This is a genomic window from Streptomyces sp. NPDC127177 (assembly GCF_042672475.1).
Taxonomy (GTDB): Bacteria; Actinomycetota; Actinomycetes; order Streptomycetales; family Streptomycetaceae; genus Streptomyces.
On the sequence record NZ_JBHXUW010000021.1, the window covers coordinates 56,941 to 81,868 of the forward strand.

Here is a 24,928-nt window from a genome sequence, read left to right on the forward strand (position 1 = left end):
ACATGGCGACCGAAGTCCTCTGGTACATCATCCCGCGCGAGGGCGCCTACCCCTGGGAGCCCGCGGGACGCCGCCCGGTCGACCTCGGCTACCTCGGGCAGCTGGCCGGAACCGTCGAACGGCTCGGTTACAGCGGTGCGCTGCTCGCCACCGATCTGTACGACGTCTGGCCGCTCGGCAGCGCGCTCGCGGCCTCCACCAGCACCCGCTTCAAGCCGCTGCTCGCCGTACACCCCGGGCTGATCTCGCCCACGCTGCTGGCCAAGATGGCGCTCAGCTTCGACACCCTCTTCGGCGGCCGGCTGCGCTTCAACGTGGTCAACGGATCAACCAGGTCGCTCCAGGAGTACGGCCTCCACGTGGAGCACGACGAGCGCTACGAGCTGAGCGCGGAGTACTGGTCGATCGTGAAGCGGCTGACGGCCGGAGAGGTCTTCGACCACAAGGGCCGCTTCTACGACCTGCGGAACGCCGGGGCCTCCTTCCGCGAGCTGAAGCCGGTCCAGGACGGGCACATCCCCCTCTGGTTCGGCGGCTCGTCCGACCCCGGGATCGAGATGGCGGCCGAGCACGTCGATGTCTTCCTGACCTGGGGCGAACCCCCGCACCTGCTGAAGGAGAAGCTGGCGAAGGTCCGGGCGAGGGCCGCCGCCCACGGCCGCACGCTCCGGATCGGGCTTCGGCTGCACCTCATCGTGCGGGACACCGAGGACGAGGCATGGGCCGCCGCGGACCGGCTCCTGGATGTCACCAGCGACGCCACATACGCCCGTCAGCTCGGCGACCGGGCGGGCGAGGACGGTGTGGGCTGGCAACGGCAGTTCCGCCAGCACGGCGGAAAGGTCCCCGCGCACGCCCGTGAGCTGGAGGTCCATCCGAACATGTGGCCGGGCATGAGTCTCTTCCGCCCCGGCCCGGGAACGGCCGTGGTGGGCTCCGCCGCGCAGGTCGTCGAACGGCTCAAGGAGTTCGAGGATCTGGGCGTCGACACCTTCATCCTCTCCGGCAACCCGCTGCTGGAGGAGGCCTACCGGGTGGCGGAGACGGTGCTACCGGCGCTGGGTGTCTCACGCTGACACCGGTCCGTACGGACTGCGCCTGTCAGTGCCCGGTGCGAGACTCGGACACAGAGGGAAGAATCCTGATGTGCCCGAGAACGGGACCCCGAAGGAGCGCACCATGCTCACCACCCGTTTTGTCGACGGAGCCCCCGACTGGATGGATCTCGGCACCCCGGATCTCGACGGGGCCACGGCCTTCTACGCCGCTCTCTTCGGTTGGGAGTTCGAGGCAGGGGGCCCGGAGACCGGTGGCTACGGGATGTTCACGCTCGACGGCAGGACGGTCGGGGGTGCGATGACGGTCGGCGAGGAGCAGGGCAGGCCCTCGTGGTCGGTCTACTTCCAGTCGCGGGACGCCGACGCCACCGCCCAGCTCGTACGGAAGGCCGGCGGGACGGTGCCGTTCGTACCGATGGACGTGCTGGAGCACGGCCGGATGGGCGGGTTCACCGACCGGGCCGGGGCGTTCTTCGGTGTCTGGCAGCCGAAGCGGAACCCGGGACTCGGGGCCGTAGGGGAGCCCGGCAGCCTGTGCTGGGCCGAGCTGTACACGCCGGACGTGCCGGCGGCCGCAGCGTTCTACGGTGCCGTCTTCGGGTGGGAGAGCGCCCGGACGCCCTATCCGGGCGGCGGGGGTTCGTACACCATGATCCGGACGTCGGGCGGCGGTGACGAGGCCGCCTTCGGCGGGCTGGTTCCGCTCGACGCCGTGCCGGTACGGGCGGTCACGGGCCCGCACTGGCTGCCGTACATCGAGGTCGACGACTGCGACGCCACGGTGACGGAGGCCGAACGGCTGGGCGGGAAGCTCACGCTGGAACCGCTGGAGATGGACGGCGTGGGCAAATTCGCCAACCTCACCGATCCCTGCGGCGCCGCGTTCGCCGTGATCAAGAGCGCCGGGGCACCCGCCGGCTGAGCCGGTGTTTGCCAAATCCGTTGATCAGTCGTTTATCGCGGCAGGGCACTGTGTGCCCCATGCTGATCAACACCCCGTCCGACCCCGCTCTCGCCTGGCAGGAGACAGCGCTGTGCGCGCAAGCGGGGCCCGAGTTCTTCTTCCCCGCCCCCGGCAGCTCCACCCGGGAGGCCAAGCAGCTCTGCAACGCCTGCGAAGGGCGTCAGGCCTGCCTCGCGTACGCACTCGACAACGACGAGCGCTTCGGCGTGTGGGGCGGCCTGTCCGAGAAGGAGCGGGACAGCCTGCGCAGAGCCGGGCGCGACCAGGCCTGAACCCGCCCGGCCGGGGAGCCCGCTTCAGGCCGGGATGCGGAACGTCTCGCCGTACATCTTCCAGGTCAGCGGCGGCTTCAGCGCCAGATTGCCGTCGTACAGGAACTCCCGCTGAGTGGTGTCGATGCGCGAGGTGTCGTGCTGGTTCTTCTTCGACTTCATCACGGCCCGCGCGGCGTCCAGGAACGCGTCCAGATAGACCGTCTCGTCGCCGCCCTCGTCGACCGTGTCCGCCTCGGCCAGGGCCGCCTTGCGGATTCCGTAGAAGGCGTCCGGCTCGGTCCCGGAGCCCTGCAGCACCATGGCGTCGAAGTAGATGAACTGGCCCAGGGTGCCGAGCCCGTCGAGTTTGGCCAGCCGCACGGCCGGTTCGAAGTACTGCTGGTCCCTGACCCGGTCCTGCGCGGAGCGGAACGCCGGGTCGGTGGCCGACTTCTTCCACGCGGCGGTGAAGCCGGGGTCGAGCCCCTGGTGCGAGCCCGTGCCGTCCACCTTGCGCAGCGCCGGGAGGAACGGCTTCAGCGGACTGTCCGGATGGTCCTTGGTGAACGCCTCGACGAACGTGAGCATGTCGTGCGTACCGGAGCAGAAGCCGATGATGCCGGCCGTGTAGCCGGTGCCGTCACCGTTGTCGTCGATCATGGCGTACTGGCTGCGCCAGTCCAGCGTCGACCCCTCTGAGCTTGCCAGCAGCTTCCAGGCGACCTCGCGCATCTTCGGCGCGGCCAGTCCGGCCGGCAGTGCCGCGACGCGCTCGTCCAGCTGACGGCGCTCCTCGTCGTTCGCCGCGGCGTACGGATCGGGGCCCACGGACGAATCGGCCGGGTCCGCCGCCGCGGGGGAGTCGCCCGGCAGTTCGGGGTCGCCGCCGCCACTGTTGAAGAGGATGGAGGCGGCGATGGCTATCGGCGCGGCGAAGAGAACGAAACGGGTCACAGGCTTCACCGGCACAGAGTACGGTCCACACGCCCGCGCCGAGGAGCCAGCCCAGCGGATCCGCGGGGGCGGGCCGAAGATGGCCCACCCTCCGCGGGGGCTCATGCGATAGGCCGTCAGGCCTGGGCGCGGGCCGCCATCCGCGCCTTGCGGGCGGCGAGCTTCTCGTCGAACTTCGAGGCCTCGCTGTCCAGCCCGTTCATGTACAGACCGAGCTCCTCCTGCGCCTTGAGACCCTCCGGGCCCAGACCGTCGATGTCCAGCACCTTGAGGTAGCGCAGCACGGGCTGGATGACGTCGTCGTGGTGGATCCGCATGTTGTAGATCTCGCCGATCGCCATTTGGGCGGCGGCCCGCTCGAAGCCGGGCATGCCGTGGCCGGGCATGCGGAAGTCCACCACGACGTCACGCACGGACTGCATGGTCAGGTCGGGGGCGAGCTCGAAGGCCGCGCCGAGGAGGTTGCGGTAGAACACCATGTGCAGGTTCTCGTCGGTCGCGATCCGCGCCAGCATCCGGTCGCAGACCGGGTCGCCCGACTGGTGACCGGTGTTGCGGTGCGACACCCGGGTCGCCAGTTCCTGGAAGGCGACGTACGCCACCGAGTGCAGCATCGAGTGGCGGTTGTCGGACTCGAAGCCCTCCGCCATGTGCGCCATCCGGAACTGCTCCAGCTTGTCCGGGTCCACGGCGCGCGACGTGAGCAGGTAGTCGCGCATCACGATGCCGTGCCTGCCCTCCTCGGCCGTCCAGCGGTGCACCCAGGTGCCCCAGGCGCCGTCGCGGCCGAAGAGCGAGGCGATCTCGTGGTGGTAGCTGGGGAGGTTGTCCTCGGTGAGGAGGTTCACGACCAGAGCGATCTTGCCGATGTCGGTGACCTTGGACTGCTCGGACTGCCAGGCCTCGCCGTCCTCGAAGATGCCGGGGAAGTTCCGGCCGTCGGAGAACGGCACGTACTCGTGGGGCATCCAGTCCTTGGCGACCTTGAGATGGCGGTTGAGTTCCTTCTCCACCACCTCTTCCAGCGCGTACAGCAGTTGGGCGTCAGTCCACGCCTGTGAACTGCCGAGGTGGGGAGAGGTGATCGTCACGGGGGCTCCTGGGGACGGGAGAATTACCTACGGCTTCGTAGGTTACGAGACCGTAGGTTAAAGCGGCAGTAAGGCCGGAGCCAAGCCCGTCCGGGCAATCATCGGTTACTTTCCGTCATACGTGCAGGTCGACGGTGTATTCAGGGGGTCAGGTCGACTGTGGAACGGGGCCTCGGGACGGTCTCAGGACGAGGAGATCCCGGGCCCGGCCCCCTGCCGCCCCGCAGACTCACATCCCTGCCCGTACCTCCTCGGCCGAGGTGGCCCGGAGCTCGCCGTCGAGCAGCAGCCAGCGGGTGATTCCGAGCGACTCCAGGAACGCCAGGTCGTGGCTGGCCACGATGAGCGCTCCCTCGTAAGCGTCCAGTGCCGCCGTCAGCCGGCGCACGCTCGCCAGGTCCAGGTTGTTCGTCGGCTCGTCCAGCATCAGCAGCTGGGGCGCCGGTTCGGCCAGCAGCAGCGCGGCCAGAGCCGCACGGAACCGCTCCCCGCCCGACAGGGTGCCCGCGGGCCGGTCCGCCCGCGCTCCCCTGAACAGAAAACGCGCCAGCCTCGCCCTGATCGCGTTGTCCGTGGCATCCGGTGCGAACCGCGCCACGTTCTCCACCACGCTCAGCCCGTCGTCGAGCACGTCCAGCCGCTGCGGCAGAAAGCGGGCAGGCAGCTGTACGGCAGCCTCTCCGGACACCGGGGCCAGCTCACCGACGAGTGTCCGCAGCAGGGTGGTCTTGCCCGCCCCGTTACGTCCCACCAGCGCGATGCGCTCCGGACCGCGCACCTCGAACGAGCCCTGGACCCGTGCCCCGTAAGCCAGTTCCAGATCGCGCAGCACCAGCACGCCGAGGCCGGGGTGGACCTTGGTGTGCGGCAGCTCGACCCGGATCTCGTCGTCGTCGCGCACCGCCTCGACGGCGTCTTCCAGGCGCTCCTTCGCCTCGGCGAGCCTGTCCGTGTGCATGATGCGGTGCTTGCCCGCGGACTCCTGCGCGGCGCGTTTGCGCGCACCCATGACGATCTTCGGTTCGCGCTTGCTGTCCTGCATCTTCTGTCCGTAGCGCTTGCGCCGGGCCAGCTTGACGTGGGCGTCGGCGAGTTCGCGCTTCTGCCGGTGCACATCGGCCTCGGCGACCCGCACCATGCGCTCGGCGGCCTCCTGTTCCACGGCGAGCGCGTCCTCGTACGCCGAGAGGTTCCCGCCGTACCAGGTGACCGTGGAATCCCGCAGATCGGCGATCTGATCGACGCGCTCAAGGAGCTCCCGGTCGTGACTGACGACGACCAGGACCCCGGTCCACGCGTCGACCGCGGAGTACAGCCGTTCACGCGCGTACAGGTCCAGGTTGTTCGTCGGCTCGTCGAGCAGGAGTACCTGCGGCCCGGCCAGCAGCAGCGCGGCCAGCCGCAGCAGCACGCACTCCCCGCCGGACATCTCGCCGATGGTGCGGTCGAGCCCGATGTGTCCGAGGCCGAGCTGGTCCAGCGTGGCGCGGGCCCGCTCCTCCACGTCCCAGTCGTCACCGACGGCCGCGAACCGCTCCTCGCCGACATCGCCCGACTCGATGGCGTGCAGTGCCTCCCGGGTCGCGGCGATACCCAGGGCGGCATCGACCCGCAGGCCGGTGTCCAGGACCAGGTTCTGCGGCAGGTAGCCGACCTCGCCCGCGGTCCTGATATGACCCGCGGCCGGGGCGAGTTCGCCGGCGATCAGCCGCAGCAGGGTCGATTTGCCGGCACCGTTGATGCCGATGAGGCCCGTACGGCCGGGCGCCACCGTGAGGTGGAAGTCGTCGAAGACCTCGCTGCCGTCGGGCCAGGCGAAGGAGAGCGACGAGCAGGTGATGTGTGCGAGCGGAGCTGACATGAGGGAATCTCCCGGCTGCGAGGAAGGAAAGGGGCAACGGGACGAGACACCGGCCACTGGCGTTCCACGGAAGGATTCCGGAGGTGTGGAGGAAGGCCCTGGTCACGGAGGACGGCTCAAGGAGCTGAGGTCACACTCGGGCACGCGGGCATGTACGGAGATGACATGGCACGGCGTGCGACACGGTGTCTCAAGACCTCAGACGAGCAACGTCCTACTCCGATCGACGACTGCAAGGACATCGAAAACGCTACGCCCGGCCCGGCAGCGGGGCAAACGAATTAACGGGAGAAGGGGGCGGGCACCGGCAGGATCAGCAGGAGCCGCCGAGCAGGTCCGTCAGACTCCGGTCCAGGTCCAGGAACCGGTGCTCGGCACCGACGGGCACCGACTGATGCGTCCGCCGGAGGAAACGGCGCAGGTCGCAGGTGCGGACGTGCACCATCGCGACGCCCTCTGCGGCGTGGAACTCCAGTACCGTGCGGTCGTACCCGAAGGGCCTGATCCGTACGTCACCCATGCCCGCCGGCGTCTCCATGCCCGCCGCGAGCAGTTCCCGGGAGAACTCCCAGGACACGGCGGCACCCTCCAGCGTCGCCGGAGCGGGGAACGCCATGCGGATGGCGAAGGGATCGGCGCGGTCGTACTGCAGGACGGCGGGAAGCGTCTCCATCTGCGGCGCGGATGCGACCATGCGGGCCTGAACGGACTGTTCGATTACGGTGGACACGACCTGCTCCCTTTCGCGACCGGATGAATGGGTTCCCGGCACTGATACAGACGACGGAAGTCGCCGATCCGTGCACCCGGGGACAGAGTGAGCTGCGTCACCGCCCCCTGCGCCCCGCTGCCTGACCATGTGCCCGCTCCCGGGCTGCGCACCCTGGACGGCTCGCGATTCGTCGGTTACCTTCCAGCGCCATGACGGCCAAGCGGGCAACGCGACGACTGATGTCACTGGGACTGTGCGGGGCGGCGCTGGCCGCAGCACTCGCCGCGCCGGCGGCGCACGCGCGGCCGGGCGACGGCGGACACCACCGCGCCGTCTGGACGCCCACCGCCACCGGCACCGACGCCCGCTTCCGCGGCCTCGCAGCCGTGAACCGCCGTACCGCCTGGCTCGCCGGTACGAAGGGCACCGTGCTGCGCACGTCCGACGGCGGCCGGCACTGGCGCGACGTCTCCCCGCCCGGCGCCGCCGACGCGGAGCTGGAGTTCCGCGACATCGAGGCGTTCGACGCCCGGCGGGCGGTGGTGCTGGCCATCGGCGAAGGGGATGCGTCCCGGGTGCTGCGCACCGATGACGGGGGAGCGACGTGGACCGAGAGCTTCCGCAACACCGACGCCCGCGCCTTCTACGACTGCCTCACCTTCTTCGACAGCCGGCACGGGCTGGCCATGAGCGATCCGGTGGACGGGCGGTTCCGCATCCTGTCCACGGCCGACGGCGGCCGCAGCTGGAACGTGCTGCCGGCCGCGGGCATGCCTCCGGCCCAGGAAGGCGAGGCGGGCTTCGCGGCCAGCGGCCAGTGCCTGGTCAGCTCGGGTCCGAGGGACGTCTGGCTGGCGACCGGCGGGCCGGGCACCGCCCGCGTCCTGCACTCGGGCGACCGCGGGCTGACCTGGACGGCGGCCGAATCGACCCTCCCGGCCGGCGACCCGGCCCGCGGCGTCTTCGCTCTGGCCTTCCGTGACAGGACCCACGGCATCGCGGTCGGCGGCGACTACCGCCCGGAGCAGGCATCGCCGCGCGCCTCAGCCGTCACGGACACCGGCGGCCGCCGCTGGCACCAGTCGGCAACCGCACCCGCGGCATACCGGTCGGGGGTCGCCTGGCTGCCGCACAGCGGATCGGCCGCACTCGCGGTCGGCCCCACCGGCACCGACCTCACCACGGACGGCGGGCGCACCTGGCGCACGGTCGACACCGGCTCCTACGACACGATCGACTGCACCGCGGACGGGGCCTGCTGGGCCGCCGGCGAACAGGGGCGCGCGGCCCGGCTGAACCGCTTCTGACGGTGCGTGGTCACAACTGCGGGCACCCGGTCACCGCTGGACGAGAACAGCGACCCCACCACGCCGCGTCTCCCGGTGGGGGAGTGCACCGTGCAGGGTGTGCCCCTCACGGACCGTGCCGACTCCACCGAGGGAACCGATTGCGGGACAGCCCTTAGGCTGGCGGCACCATGACAACACTCCGGATGCCCTCCGGCGAGGCCGAAGCCCGCGCCGTCCAGGACTCGCTGCGCACCCAGGTGGTCCTCGATGAGCCGGGTCCGCCGCCGGGAACCGGCCGGGTGACCGGTGTGGACGTCGCCTACGACGACGAGCGCGATGTGGTCGTGGCGGCGGCGGTCGTGCTCGATGCGAAGACCCTGGAGGTGGTGGCCGAGGCCACTGCCGTCGGCCGGGTCACCTTCCCGTACGTCCCCGGGCTGCTCGCCTTCCGCGAGATCCCCACCGTGCTGGCCGCGCTGGAGTCGCTGCCGGCCGACCCCGGCCTCGTCGTCTGCGACGGGTACGGACGGGCGCACCCGCGCCGCTTCGGGCTCGCGAGCCACCTCGGGGTGCTCACCGGACTGCCGGTCGTCGGCGTCGCGAAGAACCCGTTCACCTTCTCGTACGAACAGCCCGGCCCGCGTCGTGGCGATTGGTCCCCGCTGCTCGACGGGGACGAGGAGGTGGGCCGGGCGCTGCGCACCCAGGACGGCACCAAGCCGGTCTTCGTCTCCGTCGGCCACCGCGCCGGGCTGGACAACGCCTGCGCGCACACCCTGCTGCTGGCCCGGGACTTCCGTCAGCCCGAGACCACCCGCCGGGCGGACGCGCTCTGCCGGCGGGCCCTGCGCGAGGCGACCGCCTGAGGGTGCCGCGGGCAGGGCTGGGACTCCGTGTCCATGCGTCTGAGTACCCGTACGGATAGCGTCGGCCGATCATGGTCGGCACTCTGGACACATGAACGACTCTCGTACGTCCGCCCGAACCGCACCCCTTCCTCCTGCCCAGCGCCGCGCGGCCGTGGGCATGCTGATCGGGGGTGCGGTGGCGTTCGTCTGGGCCGGGGCGATGCTGTACACCCTGGCCTCGTGGGTCCTGTAGGGCCGCGTCAGCGCACGGCCGCCACCCGGAAGCCCAGCCCGGCCGCCCGCAGCCGTCCACCCAGCGCGTCGCCCATCGCGACGGCCGTCGTGACCTGCCCCGCCACCGCCGGCAGCTCGTCCAGCGCCAGACACAGCGCGGACTCCGCCAGCATCTTCGCCGTCTCGCCGTAGCCCGGATCGCCGCCCGACACCTCGGTGAACACCCGGCGGCCACCGCCCTCGCCGACGAACCGGACGGTGAACCAGCTGCGCCGCCGGCGCTCCGCGTCCGGGCCGGAGCCGGGCTCGTAGCGGTCCATCAGCCACGCCCGTGCGGCCGGCACCTGTGCCGCCCCCAGCAGGGCTCCGAGTGCGGCCGTGCCGCCCAGCGCCACCGGCAGGTGCTTGACGGAGGCGTAGTGCCGGTAGCGGAAGTCCGGGCCGTACCGGGGCAGCGCACGTGCGGAGCGCTCCACGATCTGCGCGTCGAGGGTGGGCAGCGGAAGCGCCCAGGTGCCGGTCTCCGCACTGAAGCGCGGCGCGCCGAGAGGGGCCCTGGCGCGTCGGCCGACCAGCCGCGGTTCGTGCAGCCGGCGCTCCTTCGCGGCCCGCAGCATCTGGGGTCCACGGCCCATCGTGGTGAGCGCGGAGGCGAACGTACCGCCCGAGAAGACGGCGTTGCTGCGGACGAAACCGTCGATGCGCAGCGGGACGTCCTCGGGCAGCTGCTGGATCGTGAAGTAGACCCCGAGATCGTGCGGTACGGAGTCGAATCCGCAGGCGTGCACGATGCGGGCGCCCGTCTCGCGTGCCCGTGCGTCGTGTTCCAGATACATCCGGTCGGCGAACTCCGGCTCGCCGGACAGGTCCGCGTAGTCGGTTCCGGCCTCGGCGCAGGCGGCGACCAGCCGTTCCCCGTACCAGACGTAGGGGCCGACCGTCGTTGCCACCACATGGGCGGATTCGGCCAGTTCGCGCAGCGATCCGGCGTCGTCCGCGTCGGCGTGCAGCAGCGGGAGTTCCGCGCAGCGCGGATCGACGGTGGCCAGATGGTCGCGCAGCTGTTCCAGCTTGGCGCGGTTGCGCCCGGCCAGGGCCCAGCGGCAGCCGTCCGGTGCCTGTGACGCCAGATATTCGGCGGTGAGGACGCCCACGAATCCGGTGGCGCCGAAGAGGACTATGTCATAGGGGCGTTGTGCCCCGTTCTGCCTGTTCACGAGTGCCTCCGCAGGGGCCGGCGCCGATGTAGCAGGCAGAGGTTAGCGGAGGCGGACGTGGCGGTGTGCGACCGGGAGGGCTTCGTGGGGGAGGATCGCCGACAAGGAACTAAGCGCTTGCTCGGCCCAAAGGGTTGTGCCGAGCGCGGTACGTTCTTAGCATCATCGGTGTTACATCAGTTGTGTCATACCGCTGGGGGCTCGATGGCAGCAGCAGGGAACGGTGCGCAGGACCCACGGGGCCCGCTCGCCGGAGTACGGGTGGTCGAGCTGGCGGGCATCGGTCCCGGCCCGTTCGCCGCGATGCTCCTGGCGGATCTGGGCGCGGACGTGGTGCGGGTCGACCGTCCCGGCGGCGCCGGACTCGGCATCGATCCGGCCCGTGACCTCACCAACCGCAACAAGCGTTCCGTCCTCGTCGACCTCAAGGCCGGGGACGGCCCGGAAAAGGTGCTGGACCTGGTCGAGCGGGCCGACATCCTCATCGAGGGGTACCGGCCGGGCGTCGCCGAACGCCTGGGGGTCGGCCCCGACGCCTGCCTGGCCCGTAATCCGCGTCTCGTCTACGGGCGGATGACCGGCTGGGGACAGGACGGGCCGCTCGCCGACCGGGCCGGACACGACATCGCCTACATCGCCGTCACCGGCACCCTCTCCATGATCGGGAAGCCGGGCGAGCCGCCCACCGTCCCGGCGAACCTGCTGGGCGACTACGCGGGCGGCTCGCTCTACCTCGTGGTCGGTGTCCTCGCCGCACTCCAGCACGCCCGCACGCCCGAAGGCGCGGGCCAGGTCGTGGACGCGGCGATCGTCGACGGCGCCTCCCACCTCGCCATGATGATCCACGGGATGCTGGCGGCCGGCGGCTGGCAGGACCGGCGCGGCTCCAACCTCCTGGACGGCGGCTGCCCGTTCTACGGCTCCTACGAGACCGCCGACGGCGAGTACATGGCGGTCGGCCCGCTGGAGCAGCGGTTCTACGCAGAGTTCACCGGACTCCTCGGCATCGGGGAGACCGCCCCCGACCGGGGCGACCTGTCCCGCTGGGAGGAACTGCGCGCGGTCGTCGCGGACCGGTTCCGTACCCGTACGCGCGCCGAGTGGACCGAGGTCTTCGACGGCTCGGACGCCTGTGTGGCACCCGTCCTCTCGCTCCGCGAGGCCCCGCACCACCCGCACCTCGCCGCCCGCGCCACCTTCGTCGAGCACGGCGGCCTCACCCAGCCCGCGCCCGCGCCCCGGTTCTCGGCCACGCCCGCCTCGGTGCACAGCGGCCCGGCCCTGCCGGGCGCGGACACCGAGGACGTCGCCGCCGACTGGGACGTACCGGCACTGCGGACCACCCGGAAGGACACCACCGACTGATGCAGCGGCAGATCTTCACCGACGAGCACGACGCGTTCCGTGCCACGGTCCGCACCTTCCTGGCCAAGGAGGTCCTCCCGCACTACGAACAGTGGGAGAAGGACGGCATCGTCTCGCGCGAGGCCTGGCTCGCGGCCGGACGGCAGGGTCTCCTCGGCCTCGCCGTACCCGAGGAGTACGGGGGCGGCGGCAACGCCGACTTCCGCTACAGCGCCGTGCTCGCCGAGGAGTTCACCCGGGCGGGCGCCCCCGGGCTCGCGCTCGGACTGCACAACGACATCATCGGTCCCTACCTCACGGGCCTCGGCACCGATGAGCAGAAGCGGCGCTGGCTGCCCGGCTTCTGCAGCGGCGAGACCATCACCGCCATCGCGATGACCGAGCCCGGTGCCGGCTCGGACCTCCAGGGCATCCGCACCACCGCCGAGGACCGGGGCGACCACTGGCTGCTCAACGGCTCCAAGACGTTCATCTCCAACGGCATCCTCGCCGACCTGGTCGTCGTCGTGGCGAAGACCACCCCGGACGGCGGCGCGAAGGGGCTCTCGCTCATAGTCGTCGAGCGCGGTGCCGAGGGTTTCGAACGCGGCCGCAACCTCGACAAGATCGGCCAGAAGTCCCAGGACACCGCCGAGTTGTTCTTCAACGACGTACGCGTTCCCAAGGAGAACCTCCTCGGGGAGCTGGACGGCGCCTTCATCCACCTGATGACCAACCTGGCCCAGGAGCGCATGGGGATAGCGGTCGCCGGGATCGCCGCGGCCGAACACCTCCTGGAGATCACCACCGAGTACGTCAAGGAGCGCGAGGCCTTCGGGCGGCCACTCTCCAAGCTCCAGCACATCCGGTTCGAGATCGCGGAGATGGCCACCGAGTGCGCCGTCACCCGCGCCTTCCTCGACCGGTGCATCGTCGACCACTCGGAGGGAACGCTCGACGCCGTGCACGCCTCGATGGCCAAGTGGTGGGCCACCGAGCTGCAAAAGCGCGTCGCCGACCGTTGCCTCCAACTCCACGGCGGCTACGGCTACATGGCGGAGTACCCCGTGGCCAGGGCGTTCACCGACGGCCGCATCCAGACCATCTACGGCGGAACGACCGAGATCATGAAGGAGATCATCGGCCGCTCGCTGCTCGCCTGAGCCCCCGCACCGGGCTGACAACCACCCTCGAAAGGCAGCTGTCTTGAGTACCGAAGCATTCGTCTACGACGCGATCCGCACCCCGCGCGGCCGCGGCAAGGCCAATGGCGCCCTGCACGGCACGAAGCCGATCGACCTGGTCGTCGGCCTGATCCACGAGATCCGCAGCCGCTTCCCTGGCCTCGACCCGGCGGCCATCGACGACATCGTGCTCGGCGTCGTCAGCCCGCTGGGCGACCAGGGATCCGACATCGCCCGCATCGCCGCCATCGCGGCGGGCCTGCCCGACACCGTCGCGGGTGTCCAGGAGAACCGCTTCTGTGCATCCGGCCTGGAAGCCGTCAACCTCGCCGCAGCCAAGGTGCGTTCGGGGTGGGAGGACCTCATCCTCGCGGGTGGCGTCGAGTCGATGTCCCGGGTGCCGATGGGTTCGGACGGCGGGGCCTGGGCGATGGACCCGATGACCAACTACGAGACCGGCTTCGCCCCGCAGGGCATCGGCGCCGACCTCATCGCGACCATCGAGGGCTTCACCCGCCGCGACGTCGACGAGTTCGCCGCACTGTCACAGGAGCGGGCCGCCGAGGCGTGGAAGGACAACCGCTTCGCGCGCTCCGTCGTCCCCGTCAAGGACCGCAACGGCCTCGTCGTCCTGGACCACGACGAGCACATGCGTCCCGGCACCACGGCGGACTCCCTCGCCGCGCTCAAGCCGTCGTTCGCGGCGATCGGCGAGATGGGCGGCTTCGACGCGGTGGCGCTGCAGAAGTACCACTGGGTGGAGGAGATCGACCACGTCCACCACGCCGGAAACTCCTCCGGCATCGTGGACGGAGCGGCCCTGGTCGCGATCGGTTCGAAGGAGATCGGCGAACGGTACGGCCTCACCCCGCGCGCCCGGATCGTCTCCGCCGCCGTCTCCGGCTCCGAGCCCACCATCATGCTGACCGGCCCCGCACCCGCCACCCGCAAGGCGCTCGCCAAGGCCGGGCTGACGATCGACGACATCGACCTGGTCGAGATCAACGAGGCCTTCGCCGGCGTCGTCCTGCGCTTCGCCCGGGACATGGGGCTCCCCCTCGACAAGATCAACGTCAACGGCGGTGCCATCGCGCTCGGCCACCCGCTCGGCGCCACCGGCGCGATGATCCTCGGCACGCTCATCGACGAGCTGGAGCGCCGGGACAAGCGCTACGGCCTCGCCACCCTGTGCGTCGGCGGCGGCATGGGCGTCGCCACCGTCGTCGAGCGCCTCTGACCGTCCCCCGGCAACCCCCTGCTTACGGAGAAGAAGAGAATGACCGAGAGCACGACCATCCGCTGGGAACAGGACGAGACCGGCGTCGTCACCCTCGTACTCGACGACCCCAACCAGTCGGCCAACACGATGAACCAGGCCTTCAAGGACTCCATCGCGGCCATCGCCGAGCGGGCCGAGGCCGAGAAGGACTCCATCCGCGGCATCATCTACACCTCCGCCAAGAAGACCTTCTTCGCCGGTGGCGACCTCAAGGACATGATCAAGGTCGGCCCCGAGAACGCCCAGGCCGCGTTCGACACCGGCACCGCGATCAAGAGCTCACTGCGCCGCATCGAGACCCTAGGCAAGCCGGTGGTCGCCGCCATCAACGGCGCTGCCCTCGGGGGCGGTTACGAGATCGCGCTGGCCTCCCACCACCGCGTCGCCCTCGACTCGCCCGGCTCCCGGATCGGCCTGCCCGAGGTCACCCTCGGCCTGCTGCCCGCGGGCGGCGGCGTCACCCGGACCGTACGCCTCATGGGCATCGCCGACGCGCTGCTGAAGGTGCTGCTCCAGGGCACCCAGTACACCCCGCGGCGCGCCCTGGAGAACGGCCTGGTCCACGAGGTCGCCGCGACGCCCGAAGAGATGCTCGACAAGGCGCGCGCCTTCATCGACGCGAACCCCGAATCCCAGCAGCCCTGGGACGTCAAGGGCTACCGGATCCCCGGCGGCACCCCGTCGAACCCGAAGTTCGCCGCCAACCTGCCGGCCTTCCCCGCCAACCTGAAGAAGCAGCTGGCCGGCGCGCCGATGCCCGCTCCGCGCAACATCCTGGCCGCCGCGGTCGAGGGCTCGCAGGTCGACTTCGAGACCGCGCTCACCATCGAGGCCCGCTACTTCACCGAGCTGGTCACCGGCCAGGTCTCGAAGAACATGATCCAGGCGTTCTTCTTCGACCTCCAGGCCGTCAACTCCGGTGCCAGCCGCCCCAAGGGCGTCGAGGAGCGGCAGGTCCGCAAGGTCGCCGTGCTCGGTGCGGGCATGATGGGCGCCGGCATCGCCTACTCCTGCGCGCGGGCCGGGATCGACGTCGTCCTCAAGGACGTCTCCACGGAGGCCGCCGCCAAGGGCAAGGCGTACAGCGAGAAGCTGCTCGACAAGGCGCTCTCCCGGGGCCGTACGACCGAGGCGAAGCGCGACGAGCTGCTCGCCCGCATCACGCCGACCGGCGATCCGGCGGACCTCGCCGGCTGCGACGCCGTCATCGAGGCCGTCTTCGAGGACACCGCGCTCAAGCACAAGGTGTTCCAGGAGATCCAGGACATCATCGAGCCGGACGCGCTGCTCTGCTCCAACACCTCCACGCTGCCCATCACGGCACTCGCCGAAGGCGTGTCGCGCCCCGCCGACTTCATCGGGCTGCACTTCTTCTCGCCCGTCGACAAGATGCCGCTCGTCGAGATCATCAAGGGCGAGAAGACCGGCGACGAGGCGCTGGCCCGAGCCTTCGACCTCGTGCGCCGGATCAAGAAGACGCCGATCGTCGTGAACGACTCGCGGGGCTTCTTCACCTCGCGCGTCATCGGCCAGTTCATCAACGAGGGCGTCGCCATGGTCGGCGAGGGCGTCGAGCCGGCGTCCGTCGAGCAGGCCGCCGCCCAGGCGGGCTACCCGGCCAAGGTGCTCTCCCTGATGGACGAGCTGACCCTCACCCTGCCACGCAAGATCCGCAACGAGACCCGCAAGGCCGTCGAGGAGGCGGGCGGCAGCTGGGCCGGCCACCCGTCGGACGCGGTCATCGACCGGATGGTCGACGAGTTCGGGCGCCCGGGACGCAGTGGCGGCGCGGGCTTCTACGAGTACGACGGGGACGGGAAGCGCACCCGCCTCTGGCCCGGTCTGCGTGAACACTTCACCAAGCCGGACACCGACATCTCGTTCACCGACATGCAGGAGAGGATGCTCTTCTCCGAGGCCCTGGACAGCGTCCGCTGCCTGGAGGAGAACGTCCTGATCACGGTCGCGGACGCCAACATCGGCTCCATCATGGGCATCGGCTTCCCGCCGTGGACCGGCGGTGTGCTCCAGTACGTCAACGGCTACGAGGGCGGTCTGCCCGGCTTCGTGGCCCGTGCCCGGGAACTCGCCGAGCGCTACGGCGACCGCTTCCTGCCGCCCGCGCTGCTCGTGGCGAAGGCGGAGAAGGGCGAGACCTTCCACGACTGACGGCTCGACAGGACATCCCAGCGGGCCGCGTCCACCGTGCCGTCACTCGGCCGTGAACGCGGCCCGCAGCTCCTCCTTCAGCGACCGCTGGAAGGCGGTCACCAGCGCCTGGAGCACCATCGGCTGCATGTGCGCGGACAGCGACTTCATCGCCTTGACGTGCTCCGGATCGGACTCCCGCTCCCGGTACGGATTCCACACCTCGTCCCGGAACAGCCGCGTCAGCTCGTGGGCGGCCGCGCGGGTGTGCTCCAGCAGTACGGTCCGGGCGGCGAGGATCGTCTCGTGCGCGATCGGTACGTCGAGCAGCTCCACCCCGAGCCGCAGCAGCCCCGGGTCCACCCGGTAGGGGGCGTCGCCCGGGTCGGCCCGCTCCAGCACACCCATCGCGGCCAGCCGGTCGATGTCCTGCTCGGTCAGCGCCCGCCCGGCGCGGCGCTCCAGTTCCGCCCGTGTCGCGTCCTCCGCCGAGTCCGGTGCCCAGGAGGCCACCAGCGCCCGGTGGATCGCCAGGTCCTGGGCGCTCAGATCCGGCGGCAGCTGCTCCAGATAGCGTTCGATCGCGGCCAGGGTCATGCCCTGGTGCTGGAGCTCCTCGATCAGCGCGAGCCGGGAGAGGTGCTCGTGCCCGTAGTGCCCGACCCGGCGCGGCCCGATCACCGGCGGCGGCAGCAGCCCCCTGGTGCTGTAGAAACGCACCGTGCGCACCGTCACCCCGGCGCGAGCCGCCAGCTCGTCCACGGTGAGCTTCGGCTCCTCGGTCCCGGTCGCCATCTCTGCTCCTCGTGTCCGGCCCTGCGGATGAACTGCTGGGTGGATGTGCCAATAGGTGCAACAGTATTGCTGTCTCACCACTGTTGTGAAAGTGCCCGGCCGATGTCGAACACGGCGGGCGGGCGGGGGTGCGCACAGGCGGCAGGGGGTGCCGGTGCGGTACCAGGCGATCGGCACGGCCCTGGGGCGAGGTGGCCGAGCGGGCGGTCGAGCGGGGTGCCACCGTGCACACGCCGCGCATCGGCTGCGGACCGGCGGCCGGCCCGTGGTCACGCGTCGGACCCCGGCTGGAGCGGCGGCTGCCGAGCCGGGGACCGGTGTGACGGTGCACGACTCCGACCGAAGCGGAGGCCGCGGAGTGACGGCGTGAGTCACAGAGCTACGGACGGAGTCTCTCTGTAGCGGCGCCGCTAAGGTGGACCCGGACCGGCGCAGAGCGGGGAGGGGCCGATGGCCGCACGGAGTACGGACGACACACTGCTGACGCGGGCGCTCGGCGAGACGCCACCCTCCGACCCGCTGACCGAGCAGATCCTCGACGCCGCGCGTGAGCAGTTCATGACTTTCGGGCTGCGCCGCTCCACCGTCGACGACGTCGCGAAACGGGCCGGGGTCTCGCGCGTGACCGTGTACCGGCGGATCGGCAACAAGGACGGGCTCGTCTCGGCCTGTCTGTTGCGGGAGTACCGGCGCTTCGTCGTCGAGGTGGACGAGGCGGTCGCGCCGCTGCCCACCACCGAGGACCGGATCGTCGAGGGGTTCGTGGCCGTCCTCGGGCACATCCGTGAACACCCTCTGGTGGGCGGGTTGTTGCGGCTCGAACCGGAGATCATGCTGCCGTTCCTGACGGTGGAGAGCGGACCGGCCCTCCTGGCCATCCGCGGCTATGTGGCCGGCCGGCTGCGCGAGGCCAGGCGCGCGGAGGGACGGCCGGAGACCGATCCGACACCCGTCGCGGAGCTGATGGTGCGGATCACCGTCTCCTTCCTCCTCAACCCCGTCAGCTGCTTCGAACTCGACGACGACGAGCAGCTGCGGGCCTTCGCCCGCAGCTACCTGGTACCGCTGATCGCTGCTTCCTAGGTGTGCTGACCCCGGCCCTGTTCCTGCCTCCGTTCCACAACGGCTTTCGGGGCCGGCAGGGAAGCGGGCGCGGGCCGGCGCTCGTCGGGCAGCGGCTCCAGGGGGCGGCTCCCGGCCCAGTGCGGCCCCAGGTCGTCGAGCCGCCAGCCGAAGGGGTAGGAACGCGGCTGGGGGCGTGAGGGCAGCCACCGGGGCCGGGCGGGCAGCAGACGTACACAGCGCGCGCGGGCCCGCAGCGTTCCGGCGGCCGCCGACCGGGCCCAGCCGGGCTGCGGCCGGAAACCGAGGGCCCGCAGCAGCGGCTCGTCCAGCAGGGCGAGCGAGAACCGTGCGACCACCGGACGCAGCGGGCGCGGGTACCAGCTCGCCATGATCCGGAACGTGGCGTTCGCGACCCGCCGGTTGGCCGGGTCGTACGCGAACATCCGCTCCTCGTAGGAGTCCAGCAGCCGCTCGAACCCCGCGTAGGTGTCCGGCGCGCCCTCGATGTCCATCATGGCCGCCATCTTCCGGCCCACCTCGGTGAGCGCCTCGGTCTCCACCGGGCACAGGGGACGCCAGCCGAACCGGTCGATCCAGCGCTTCGGCCCGACGACCGTGGTGGCCAGGACGTACAGGAAGTCCTCGTTGGGGATCCGGTACTTGCCGTGGATGCGGTTGAGATGACGCGCCGCCGCGCGCCCGCGCTCCGAGTCGAAGCCGTCGGCGGCCATCTCGTACCCGATGAGCACCGTGTCGTCGTAGCGCTTCTGTCCCGAGCGTTCGAACTCCTGGGTGCGGTCCAGGAGTACCGAGATGCGAGGAACCCCGTAGTCGCGCAGGAACGCGACGCTCACCCCCTGCCGGTAGTCCCAGGGGAACTCGTACTGCGAGATCAGCCGGAGGATCTCGGCGCAGTCGCGGACGGGATCCATCCGGCGTATCTCACGCAGGCGGCTGTAGCGGCCCATGGTGCGCCCTCCTGTCGGGTGGTGCGTGCGGCGCCACCCCCGGCCCGACTCGCCCGCACCGGAGGTGATCTGACGGACACATCGAACAGAGAGTCAATGTTACAAATACTATCGACTTGTTTCACGAGGCGCGTCAACACCGCGGGCACGGATTGGCGGGCCGGTGCCGGGGGCCGGTTCGGGTGTTACGCGGACGCGCGGTGGACGAGCTCCGTCGGTGTGATCACCGAATCCGGTTCGGTGGCCCCGTCGTTCAACCGCTCCATCAGCAGTCTGACCATCAACCTGCCCATTCCCACCACGTCCTGACGGACCGTGGTCAGTGGAGGATCGGTCGCCTCGGCCACCGACTCCATGTCGTCGAAGCCCACCAGCGCCACGTCCTGCGGCACCTGACGGCCGTGCTCGCGCAGCACCCGCAGGGCGCCCGAGGCCATCAGGTCGTTGGCGGCGAAGACGGCGTCCAGGTCCGGCCGCTCCGCCAGCAGCGCGGTCATGGCGCGGGCACCGCCCTCCGCGGTGAAGTCGCCGTCCGCGACCAGTGCCGGATCGCCGTCCGGCAGCACGTCGAAGTAGCCGTCGAGCCGGTCGAGCGCCGACGTCTGGTCGCGGGGGCCCGCGATGTGCGCGACATGCCGACGGCCGAGCGAGACCAGATGGCGCACGGCCTCGCGGGCGCCGCCGCGGTTGTCGCAGTCGACGTAGGGGACCGCGAGCTCGGACGCGGCGCCGGGACGCCCGGGGCGCCCGCCGTAGATCGTCGGGACCCGGAACCGGCGGATGACCGCCGGCAGTTCGTCGTCCGTGTGCAGCGAGAAGGCCAGAACCCCGTCCACATGGCCACCCGCCAGATAACGGGTGACCCGGTCGAAGTCTCCGCTCCCCTCCACCAGGAGCAGTACCAGCTGGGCGTCGTACGTGTTGAGTTCACGGCTGATGCCGCGGATGTGCTGGGAGAAGAAGGGGTCGGAGAAGATCCGTATCTCGGGCTCGTCGATGATCACGGCGACCGCGCCGTTGCGGCGGGTCACCAGCGTCCGGGCGGCGTGATTCGGTATGTAGCCGAGCTCCTCGACCGCCTTGCGGACCTGCTCCACCAGTGGCTGACGCACTCCGGCGCCACCGTTGACCACCCGGGAGGCCGTCGCCCGGGACACCCCGGCGCGGGCCGCCACCGCCTCCAGTGTGGGGCGGGCGTCGCGAGAGGCATCGGGGGTCGGACGGGGCAAGGGACGCTCCTCGGAGACGCGGGCGGGGCCGGAAACGGCCGGGCCCGGCCGAACAGCACGAACCCCGACACCCTAGCCGCCGCCGCGGAGAGGGGGCCCGGGGCACCTGTCGTGCGGCCGCCGGCCGGGGTACCTTCCGCCCATGCCGACACGTGCGCGGGGTGCCCGCTCGACGTACAGACCGCCCCTCCCGGCCCCGGCCGGTGCTCCGTGCGCCTCGGGAGCAGGCGACCGATGAGACCCCGGGACGGCCGCGAGCGCCGCACCGGCCGTCGGCGGGTACGCAACCTCGCGCTCACGGCTCTCGCCACCGCCCTGGCCGTCGCGCTGGTCACGGTGTCCGCCGAGGCCGCGCGCACCCCGCCGCGTACGGGATTCGAATCCGCGGACGGCGCACGCTGGACGGGGCCCGCCGAGGAGCGCTCCCTGCTCGCCGCCGTCGACCGGCACAGCGGCCTGGTGTCCGTGGAACGGATCGGAACGACCGAGCAGGGGCGTGCGCTGCGGCTCGTCCGGATCGGCAGCCGGCGTCCGGGCGCGCTCACCGTCCTGCTCGTGTGCAGCCAGCACGGGGACGAGCCCGCGGGCCGTGAGGCCTGCCTGACGACGATCCGCGACCTCGGGTACGCCGAGGACCGGGCGACCCGGGACTTCCTCTCCCGCACCGAGGTCCTCGTCATCCCCACCGCCAACCCCGACGGCCGGGCCGCCGGTACCCGGGGCAACTCCGACGACGTGGACATCAACCGGGACCACATCGCACTGCGGACCGCCGAGGGCCGCGCCGTCGCCGCGGTCCTCCGGGACCACAGGCCCGAGGTGATCTACGACCTGCACGAGTACGGCGCGACCGCGCCGTACTACGACAAGGACCTGACCGTCCTGTGGCCGCGCAACGCCAACGTGCACGACCGGGTGCGCGGGGAATCGGAGCTCCTGGCCGAACGGTACGTGCGTCCGGCCGCCCGGGACGCCGGTCACGACAGCGGTCTCTACGGCATCTGGACCGATCCGGACACCGGGGCGCCGGTCAAGCAGACCGCGGGCGACGGGCAGGAACGCATCCTGCGCAACACGGCCGGTATCAAGCACGCGGTGGCCCTGCTCGTCGAGTCCCGGGCGGACCCGCGCGACGGCGCCGAGCGGGCCGACCCCGCGCTCGGCAGCCGCCGCCGGGTGCACTCGCAACTGGCCGCGCTGAAGGGGCTGTTCGCCTACGCCGATGAGCGGCGCGAGGAGATCGCCGCAGCCGCGGCCCGCTCCCGGGCAGCGGGGTTCACCGACCGGGGCCCGGTCCTCCTGGGCGGGGCCGACAACGAGACGGCGGGGCCGGGCGAGACCCTCACGCACCCGCCCTGCGGCTACCGGCTCACGGCGGCCCAGTTCGCCGGGGTCGGGGACGAACTCGCCCTGCACGGGGTCGTCTCCCGCCCCGACGGTGACGGTGTGTACGTACCGCTGGCGCAGTCCGCCCGGAAGCTGGTCCCGCTCCTGCTGGACAGCCGTGCGACATATCACCTCACAAACGGTCAAGCCGATACCGCTTGTTGATCCCGAAAGAAGTACGTCACGTGTGGTACTGCCTACGGAGAGCGATTTACCCGCTTCCCTGAAAGGTGCCATTCGTGTCGCAGGACGATCAGAGAACGGGCGGCAAGGGGGGTCTGTCGGTGACGGCGGACCTGCCCGGCGACCCGACCCAGGGCCGGCGCCCCACGACCGACCGGGTGGTGTTCGGCGTCACCGCTGTCCTCACCCTCGCCTTCGTCGTCTGGGGCGCCACCGCCACCGACTCGCTGGAGGACGTCTCCAGCACCCTGCTCAGGGGGCTCATCCACAACGGCGGTTGGGCCTTCATGCTGGCCGCCTCCGGTTTCGTGGTCTTCGCCCTCTGGCTCGCCATCAGCCGATACGGACGGATCGTGCTCGGCCAGGAGGGCGAGGAGCCGGAATTCCGGACGGTCTCCTGGGTCGCGATGATGTTCAGCGCCGGTATGGGTATCGGTCTGATGTTCTACGGAGTCAGTGAACCGCTGGCCCACTTCACCGACCCGCCGCCCGGCACCCACCCCGCCGACGCCGCCGAGGCGATGCAGACGGCGATGGCCACCACCCTGTTCCACTGGACGCTCCATCCCTGGGCGATCTACGCGGTGGTCGGCCTGGCCATCGCGTACAGCACCTTCCGGCGCCGCAGGCGGCAGACGATCAGCGCCGTCTTCGAACCGCTCATCGGCCCCCGCCACGCCCACGGCGGTCTCGGCAGGTTCATCGACATCCTCGCGATCTTCGCCACCCTCTTCGGCTCGGCCGCGTCCCTCGGCCTCGGAGCGCTCCAGATCGGGAGCGGCTTCCACGAGCTGAACTGGAAGGAGAAGACCGGTACCGGTCTCCTCGTCCTGATCATCGCCGTGCTGACCGTGGCCTTCGTCGCGTCGGCGATCTCCGGCGTCGAGAAGGGCATCCAGTGGCTGTCGAACATCAACATGGTGCTCGCCCTGATCCTCGCCGTCTTCGTGTTCATCGCGGGGCCCACCATCATCGTGCTCGACCTGCTGCCCACCTCGGTCGCCGCCTACCTCGGTGACCTGCCGCAGCTCATCGGACGCACCGAGGCCACCGGCAAGGGCAAGGTCGCCGAGTGGCTCGGGAGCTGGACGGTCTTCTACTGGGCCTGGTGGATCTCCTGGACGCCCTTCGTCGGGATGTTCATCGCCAGGATCAGCCGGGGCCGGACGATCCGTCAGTTCATCGGCGGCGTCATCCTGGTGCCCAGCACGGTCAGCCTGGTCTGGTTCGCGGTATTCGGCGGCACCGCGATCAAGCTCCAGGAGGCCGGCAAGCTGAACGGTGCGGACACCCAGGAGGCCCAGCTCTTCGGGGTGCTCCAGCAGTACCCCATCGCCACGGTGATGAGCGTGCTCGTCATGGTCCTGGTCGGCATCTTCTTCGTCTCCGGCGCGGACGCCGCGTCCATCGTCATGGGCACGCTCTCCCAGAAGGGCATTCTCGAACCGGCCAAGTGGGTCGTCGTCTTCTGGGGCGTCGTCACCGGAGCGGTGGCGGCGGTCATGCTGCTCATCGGCAACGGCAAGGGCGATGCGCTGGCCGGCCTGCAGAACCTGACGATCCTGGTGGCGGCGCCCTTCACGATCGTCATGGTCGGCATGTGTGTGGCCCTGATGCGGGACCTGCGCGAGGACCCGCTCATCGTGCGCCGCGAGTTCGGGGTGGAGGCCGTCGAGTCGGCGGTCATCGAGGGCCATGCCAAGTACGACGGCGACTTCGAGATCCGGATCGGCCCCGGCGGCAGCCAGATCACCACCGAGCGTGACAAGCCGGGCGGTTCGAGCCCGCGGCCGACGGAGGGCCCCGACGGCCGGTGAGCACCGCCCGGCGGACGGACAGCCCGTGGCCCGCTGGGATACGCCCGCGCCCCGCGTCGCCCGCGCGGCGGTTCAGCCCACCAGCCGGGCCGCCGCCTCCGCGCAGCCCAGGGCCACGGTCACTCCCGCGCCACCGTGCCCGTAGTTGTGCACGAGGCGTCCGCCGCCGGGCAGCGGCTCGGCCTCGATGCGGACCCCCGCGTCCCGGGCCGGCCGCAGCCCCACCCGGTGCCCGATGATCCGCGCGCCGGCGATCTCCGGCCGGACCCCGGCACACCGCGCCACGATCTCCTGCGCCGTGCGGGGATCGGGCACGGTGCTCCAGTGGTCCGCCGCCGCGGTGCCGCCGAGCACCAGCCGGCCCGGCTGCGGGAAGAAGTACGTCGTCGCGCTCGACGCGGGGTCCGCCTCGGTGAACCACTCCTCGATCCCCGGGTTCTCCACCAGGACCAGCTGACCGCGCACCGGCCGCACCCCGGGGTCGGGGACCAGCTCACGCGCGCCCAGGCCCGTGCAGTTGACGACCGTCGCCGCCTCCGCGGCCGCCTCGTCGAACGAGGTGACCGTACGCCGCTCGACGGAGCCCCCGGCCGCCCGGACCCGTTCCTCCAGCCACTCCAGATGGACCGGCATGTCGATCAGCGGCAGCCGGCACCGCAGACCCTCGGCGGTCTCCACCGCGTTCTCCAGCTCCCCGGCCCACGCCCCGAGCGCCGCGAGCCGCTCGCCCCGGTGCACACCGTCGACGAGCCGCACTCCGGTCTCCTGCGGACGGGCGGCCAGTTCCTCGTACCACCGCAGCGAAGCCAGCGACCAGTCGCCGACCCGGTCCAGTGGCTCGATCCGGTACGGCCACCACAGGGCGCCCGCCACCGCCGACGTCGTGGTCTCCGCCGGCTGCCGGGACCAGACCCTCACCCGGTGACCACGCCCGGCCAGCACCACCGCGGTGGTGAGGCCGCTGACCCCACCGCCCACCACGATCACTTCGGACACCACCGCACCGCCGCTCGTCTCAGCCCGCATCCCGATCCAGGGGGAAGACCCT

Annotated in this window: 22 protein-coding genes; 13 read left to right on the forward strand and 9 right to left on the reverse strand. The window is 71.0% G+C overall.

Features of this window, described 5'->3' with window-relative positions; all coding sequences use genetic code 11:
- The first annotated feature begins 2 nt into the window (after positions 1–2).
- The 3 genes from ACFVJX_RS15530 to ACFVJX_RS15540 all read left to right on the forward strand — a co-directional run bounded on the left by ACFVJX_RS15530 (position 3) and on the right by ACFVJX_RS15540 (position 2,294).
- Positions 3–1,076 carry an LLM class flavin-dependent oxidoreductase gene (locus ACFVJX_RS15530; RefSeq protein WP_384127336.1) on the forward strand — a complete coding sequence of 358 codons (1,074 nt, stop codon included), beginning with the start codon at positions 3–5 and terminating at the stop codon, positions 1,074–1,076.
- A 103-nt stretch (positions 1,077–1,179) separates the two neighbouring features.
- Positions 1,180–1,980 (forward strand): VOC family protein, encoded by an 801-nt coding sequence (locus ACFVJX_RS15535; RefSeq protein WP_384127335.1) that lies wholly within the window; start codon positions 1,180–1,182, stop codon positions 1,978–1,980.
- 59 nt (positions 1,981–2,039) lie between these two features.
- The gene (locus ACFVJX_RS15540; RefSeq protein ID WP_384127334.1) at positions 2,040–2,294 is read left to right on the forward strand and encodes a WhiB family transcriptional regulator; all 255 of its coding nucleotides are present in this window, start codon (positions 2,040–2,042) and stop codon (positions 2,292–2,294) included.
- A 24-nt stretch (positions 2,295–2,318) separates the two neighbouring features.
- Here ACFVJX_RS15540 and ACFVJX_RS15545 read toward each other — a convergent pair whose 3' ends face one another.
- The 4 genes from ACFVJX_RS15545 to ACFVJX_RS15560 form a co-directional block, all read right to left on the reverse strand.
- On the reverse strand, positions 2,319–3,230 hold the full coding sequence (locus tag ACFVJX_RS15545) for a chitosanase (protein ID WP_384127410.1): 912 nt from the start codon (positions 3,228–3,230) through the stop codon (positions 2,319–2,321).
- 116 nt (positions 3,231–3,346) lie between these two features.
- Positions 3,347–4,321 (reverse strand): acyl-ACP desaturase, encoded by a 975-nt coding sequence (locus ACFVJX_RS15550; protein ID WP_384127332.1) that lies wholly within the window; start codon positions 4,319–4,321, stop codon positions 3,347–3,349.
- 229 nt (positions 4,322–4,550) lie between these two features.
- Entirely contained in the window at positions 4,551–6,182 is a 1,632-nt protein-coding gene (locus ACFVJX_RS15555; protein ID WP_384127331.1) for an ABC-F family ATP-binding cassette domain-containing protein, read from the reverse strand.
- A gap of 313 nt (positions 6,183–6,495) precedes the next feature.
- Positions 6,496–6,912, reverse strand: coding sequence for an SsgA family sporulation/cell division regulator (locus ACFVJX_RS15560; RefSeq protein WP_384127330.1), 417 nt, complete (start codon positions 6,910–6,912; stop codon positions 6,496–6,498).
- A gap of 191 nt (positions 6,913–7,103) precedes the next feature.
- On the opposite strand from ACFVJX_RS15560, the gene ACFVJX_RS15565 reads away from it, so the two are divergent.
- From ACFVJX_RS15565 to mmpA, 3 genes are all read left to right on the forward strand, one after another.
- Positions 7,104–8,201, forward strand: coding sequence for a WD40/YVTN/BNR-like repeat-containing protein (locus ACFVJX_RS15565; protein WP_384127328.1), 1,098 nt, complete (start codon positions 7,104–7,106; stop codon positions 8,199–8,201).
- Between the two features lie 170 nt (positions 8,202–8,371).
- Positions 8,372–9,049 carry an endonuclease V gene (locus ACFVJX_RS15570; protein ID WP_384127327.1) on the forward strand — a complete coding sequence of 226 codons (678 nt, stop codon included), beginning with the start codon at positions 8,372–8,374 and terminating at the stop codon, positions 9,047–9,049.
- Positions 9,050–9,140: 91 nt separating this feature from the next.
- On the forward strand, positions 9,141–9,284 hold the full coding sequence (gene mmpA / locus ACFVJX_RS15575) for a morphogenic membrane protein MmpA (RefSeq protein ID WP_384127325.1): 144 nt from the start codon (positions 9,141–9,143) through the stop codon (positions 9,282–9,284).
- A gap of 7 nt (positions 9,285–9,291) precedes the next feature.
- On the opposite strand, the gene ACFVJX_RS15580 is transcribed toward mmpA, so the two are convergent.
- On the reverse strand, positions 9,292–10,482 hold the full coding sequence (locus ACFVJX_RS15580) for a saccharopine dehydrogenase family protein (protein ID WP_384127324.1): 1,191 nt from the start codon (positions 10,480–10,482) through the stop codon (positions 9,292–9,294).
- A 204-nt stretch (positions 10,483–10,686) separates the two neighbouring features.
- Here ACFVJX_RS15580 and ACFVJX_RS15585 point away from each other — a divergent pair, with 204 nt between their 5' ends.
- From ACFVJX_RS15585 to ACFVJX_RS15600, 4 genes are read left to right on the forward strand one after another with little or no spacing between them, the layout of a single operon-like run.
- Positions 10,687–11,847 (forward strand): CaiB/BaiF CoA transferase family protein, encoded by a 1,161-nt coding sequence (locus ACFVJX_RS15585; protein WP_384127323.1) that lies wholly within the window; start codon positions 10,687–10,689, stop codon positions 11,845–11,847.
- On the forward strand, positions 11,847–12,989 hold the full coding sequence (locus ACFVJX_RS15590) for an acyl-CoA dehydrogenase family protein (RefSeq protein ID WP_384127322.1): 1,143 nt from the start codon (positions 11,847–11,849) through the stop codon (positions 12,987–12,989). Before ACFVJX_RS15585 ends, ACFVJX_RS15590 begins: the two co-directional genes overlap by 1 nt.
- Before the next feature lie 43 nt (positions 12,990–13,032).
- Positions 13,033–14,247, forward strand: coding sequence for an acetyl-CoA C-acetyltransferase (locus ACFVJX_RS15595; RefSeq protein ID WP_384127320.1), 1,215 nt, complete (start codon positions 13,033–13,035; stop codon positions 14,245–14,247).
- A 39-nt stretch (positions 14,248–14,286) separates the two neighbouring features.
- A complete protein-coding gene (locus tag ACFVJX_RS15600; RefSeq protein ID WP_384127319.1) occupies positions 14,287–16,458 on the forward strand; it encodes a 3-hydroxyacyl-CoA dehydrogenase NAD-binding domain-containing protein in 2,172 nt (723 codons plus the stop codon).
- A gap of 42 nt (positions 16,459–16,500) precedes the next feature.
- On the opposite strand, the gene ACFVJX_RS15605 is transcribed toward ACFVJX_RS15600, so the two are convergent.
- Positions 16,501–17,232 (reverse strand): MerR family transcriptional regulator, encoded by a 732-nt coding sequence (locus ACFVJX_RS15605; RefSeq protein WP_384127318.1) that lies wholly within the window; start codon positions 17,230–17,232, stop codon positions 16,501–16,503.
- Between the two features lie 450 nt (positions 17,233–17,682).
- On the opposite strand from ACFVJX_RS15605, the gene ACFVJX_RS15610 reads away from it, so the two are divergent.
- Positions 17,683–18,315 carry a TetR/AcrR family transcriptional regulator gene (locus ACFVJX_RS15610; protein ID WP_384127316.1) on the forward strand — a complete coding sequence of 211 codons (633 nt, stop codon included), beginning with the start codon at positions 17,683–17,685 and terminating at the stop codon, positions 18,313–18,315.
- On the opposite strand, the gene ACFVJX_RS15615 is transcribed toward ACFVJX_RS15610, so the two are convergent.
- Together ACFVJX_RS15615 and ACFVJX_RS15620 are read right to left on the reverse strand one after the other, a co-directional pair.
- Positions 18,312–19,265 carry an oxygenase MpaB family protein gene (locus tag ACFVJX_RS15615; RefSeq protein ID WP_384127315.1) on the reverse strand — a complete coding sequence of 318 codons (954 nt, stop codon included), beginning with the start codon at positions 19,263–19,265 and terminating at the stop codon, positions 18,312–18,314. The two genes, ACFVJX_RS15610 and ACFVJX_RS15615, sit on opposite strands and share 4 nt — an antisense overlap.
- Before the next feature lie 185 nt (positions 19,266–19,450).
- Positions 19,451–20,494, reverse strand: coding sequence for a LacI family DNA-binding transcriptional regulator (locus ACFVJX_RS15620; protein ID WP_384127314.1), 1,044 nt, complete (start codon positions 20,492–20,494; stop codon positions 19,451–19,453).
- 234 nt (positions 20,495–20,728) lie between these two features.
- Here ACFVJX_RS15620 and ACFVJX_RS15625 point away from each other — a divergent pair, with 234 nt between their 5' ends.
- Together ACFVJX_RS15625 and ACFVJX_RS15630 are read left to right on the forward strand one after the other, a co-directional pair.
- Complete coding sequence (locus ACFVJX_RS15625) at positions 20,729–22,045, forward strand: M14 family metallocarboxypeptidase (protein ID WP_384127312.1); 1,317 nt, start codon at positions 20,729–20,731, stop codon at positions 22,043–22,045.
- A 74-nt stretch (positions 22,046–22,119) separates the two neighbouring features.
- On the forward strand, positions 22,120–23,880 hold the full coding sequence (locus tag ACFVJX_RS15630; RefSeq protein ID WP_384127311.1) for a BCCT family transporter: 1,761 nt from the start codon (positions 22,120–22,122) through the stop codon (positions 23,878–23,880).
- A 72-nt stretch (positions 23,881–23,952) separates the two neighbouring features.
- On the opposite strand, the gene ACFVJX_RS15635 is transcribed toward ACFVJX_RS15630, so the two are convergent.
- The gene (locus tag ACFVJX_RS15635) at positions 23,953–24,906 is read right to left on the reverse strand and encodes an FAD-dependent oxidoreductase (protein ID WP_384127310.1); all 954 of its coding nucleotides are present in this window, start codon (positions 24,904–24,906) and stop codon (positions 23,953–23,955) included.
- Positions 24,907–24,928: the final 22 nt, after the last annotated feature.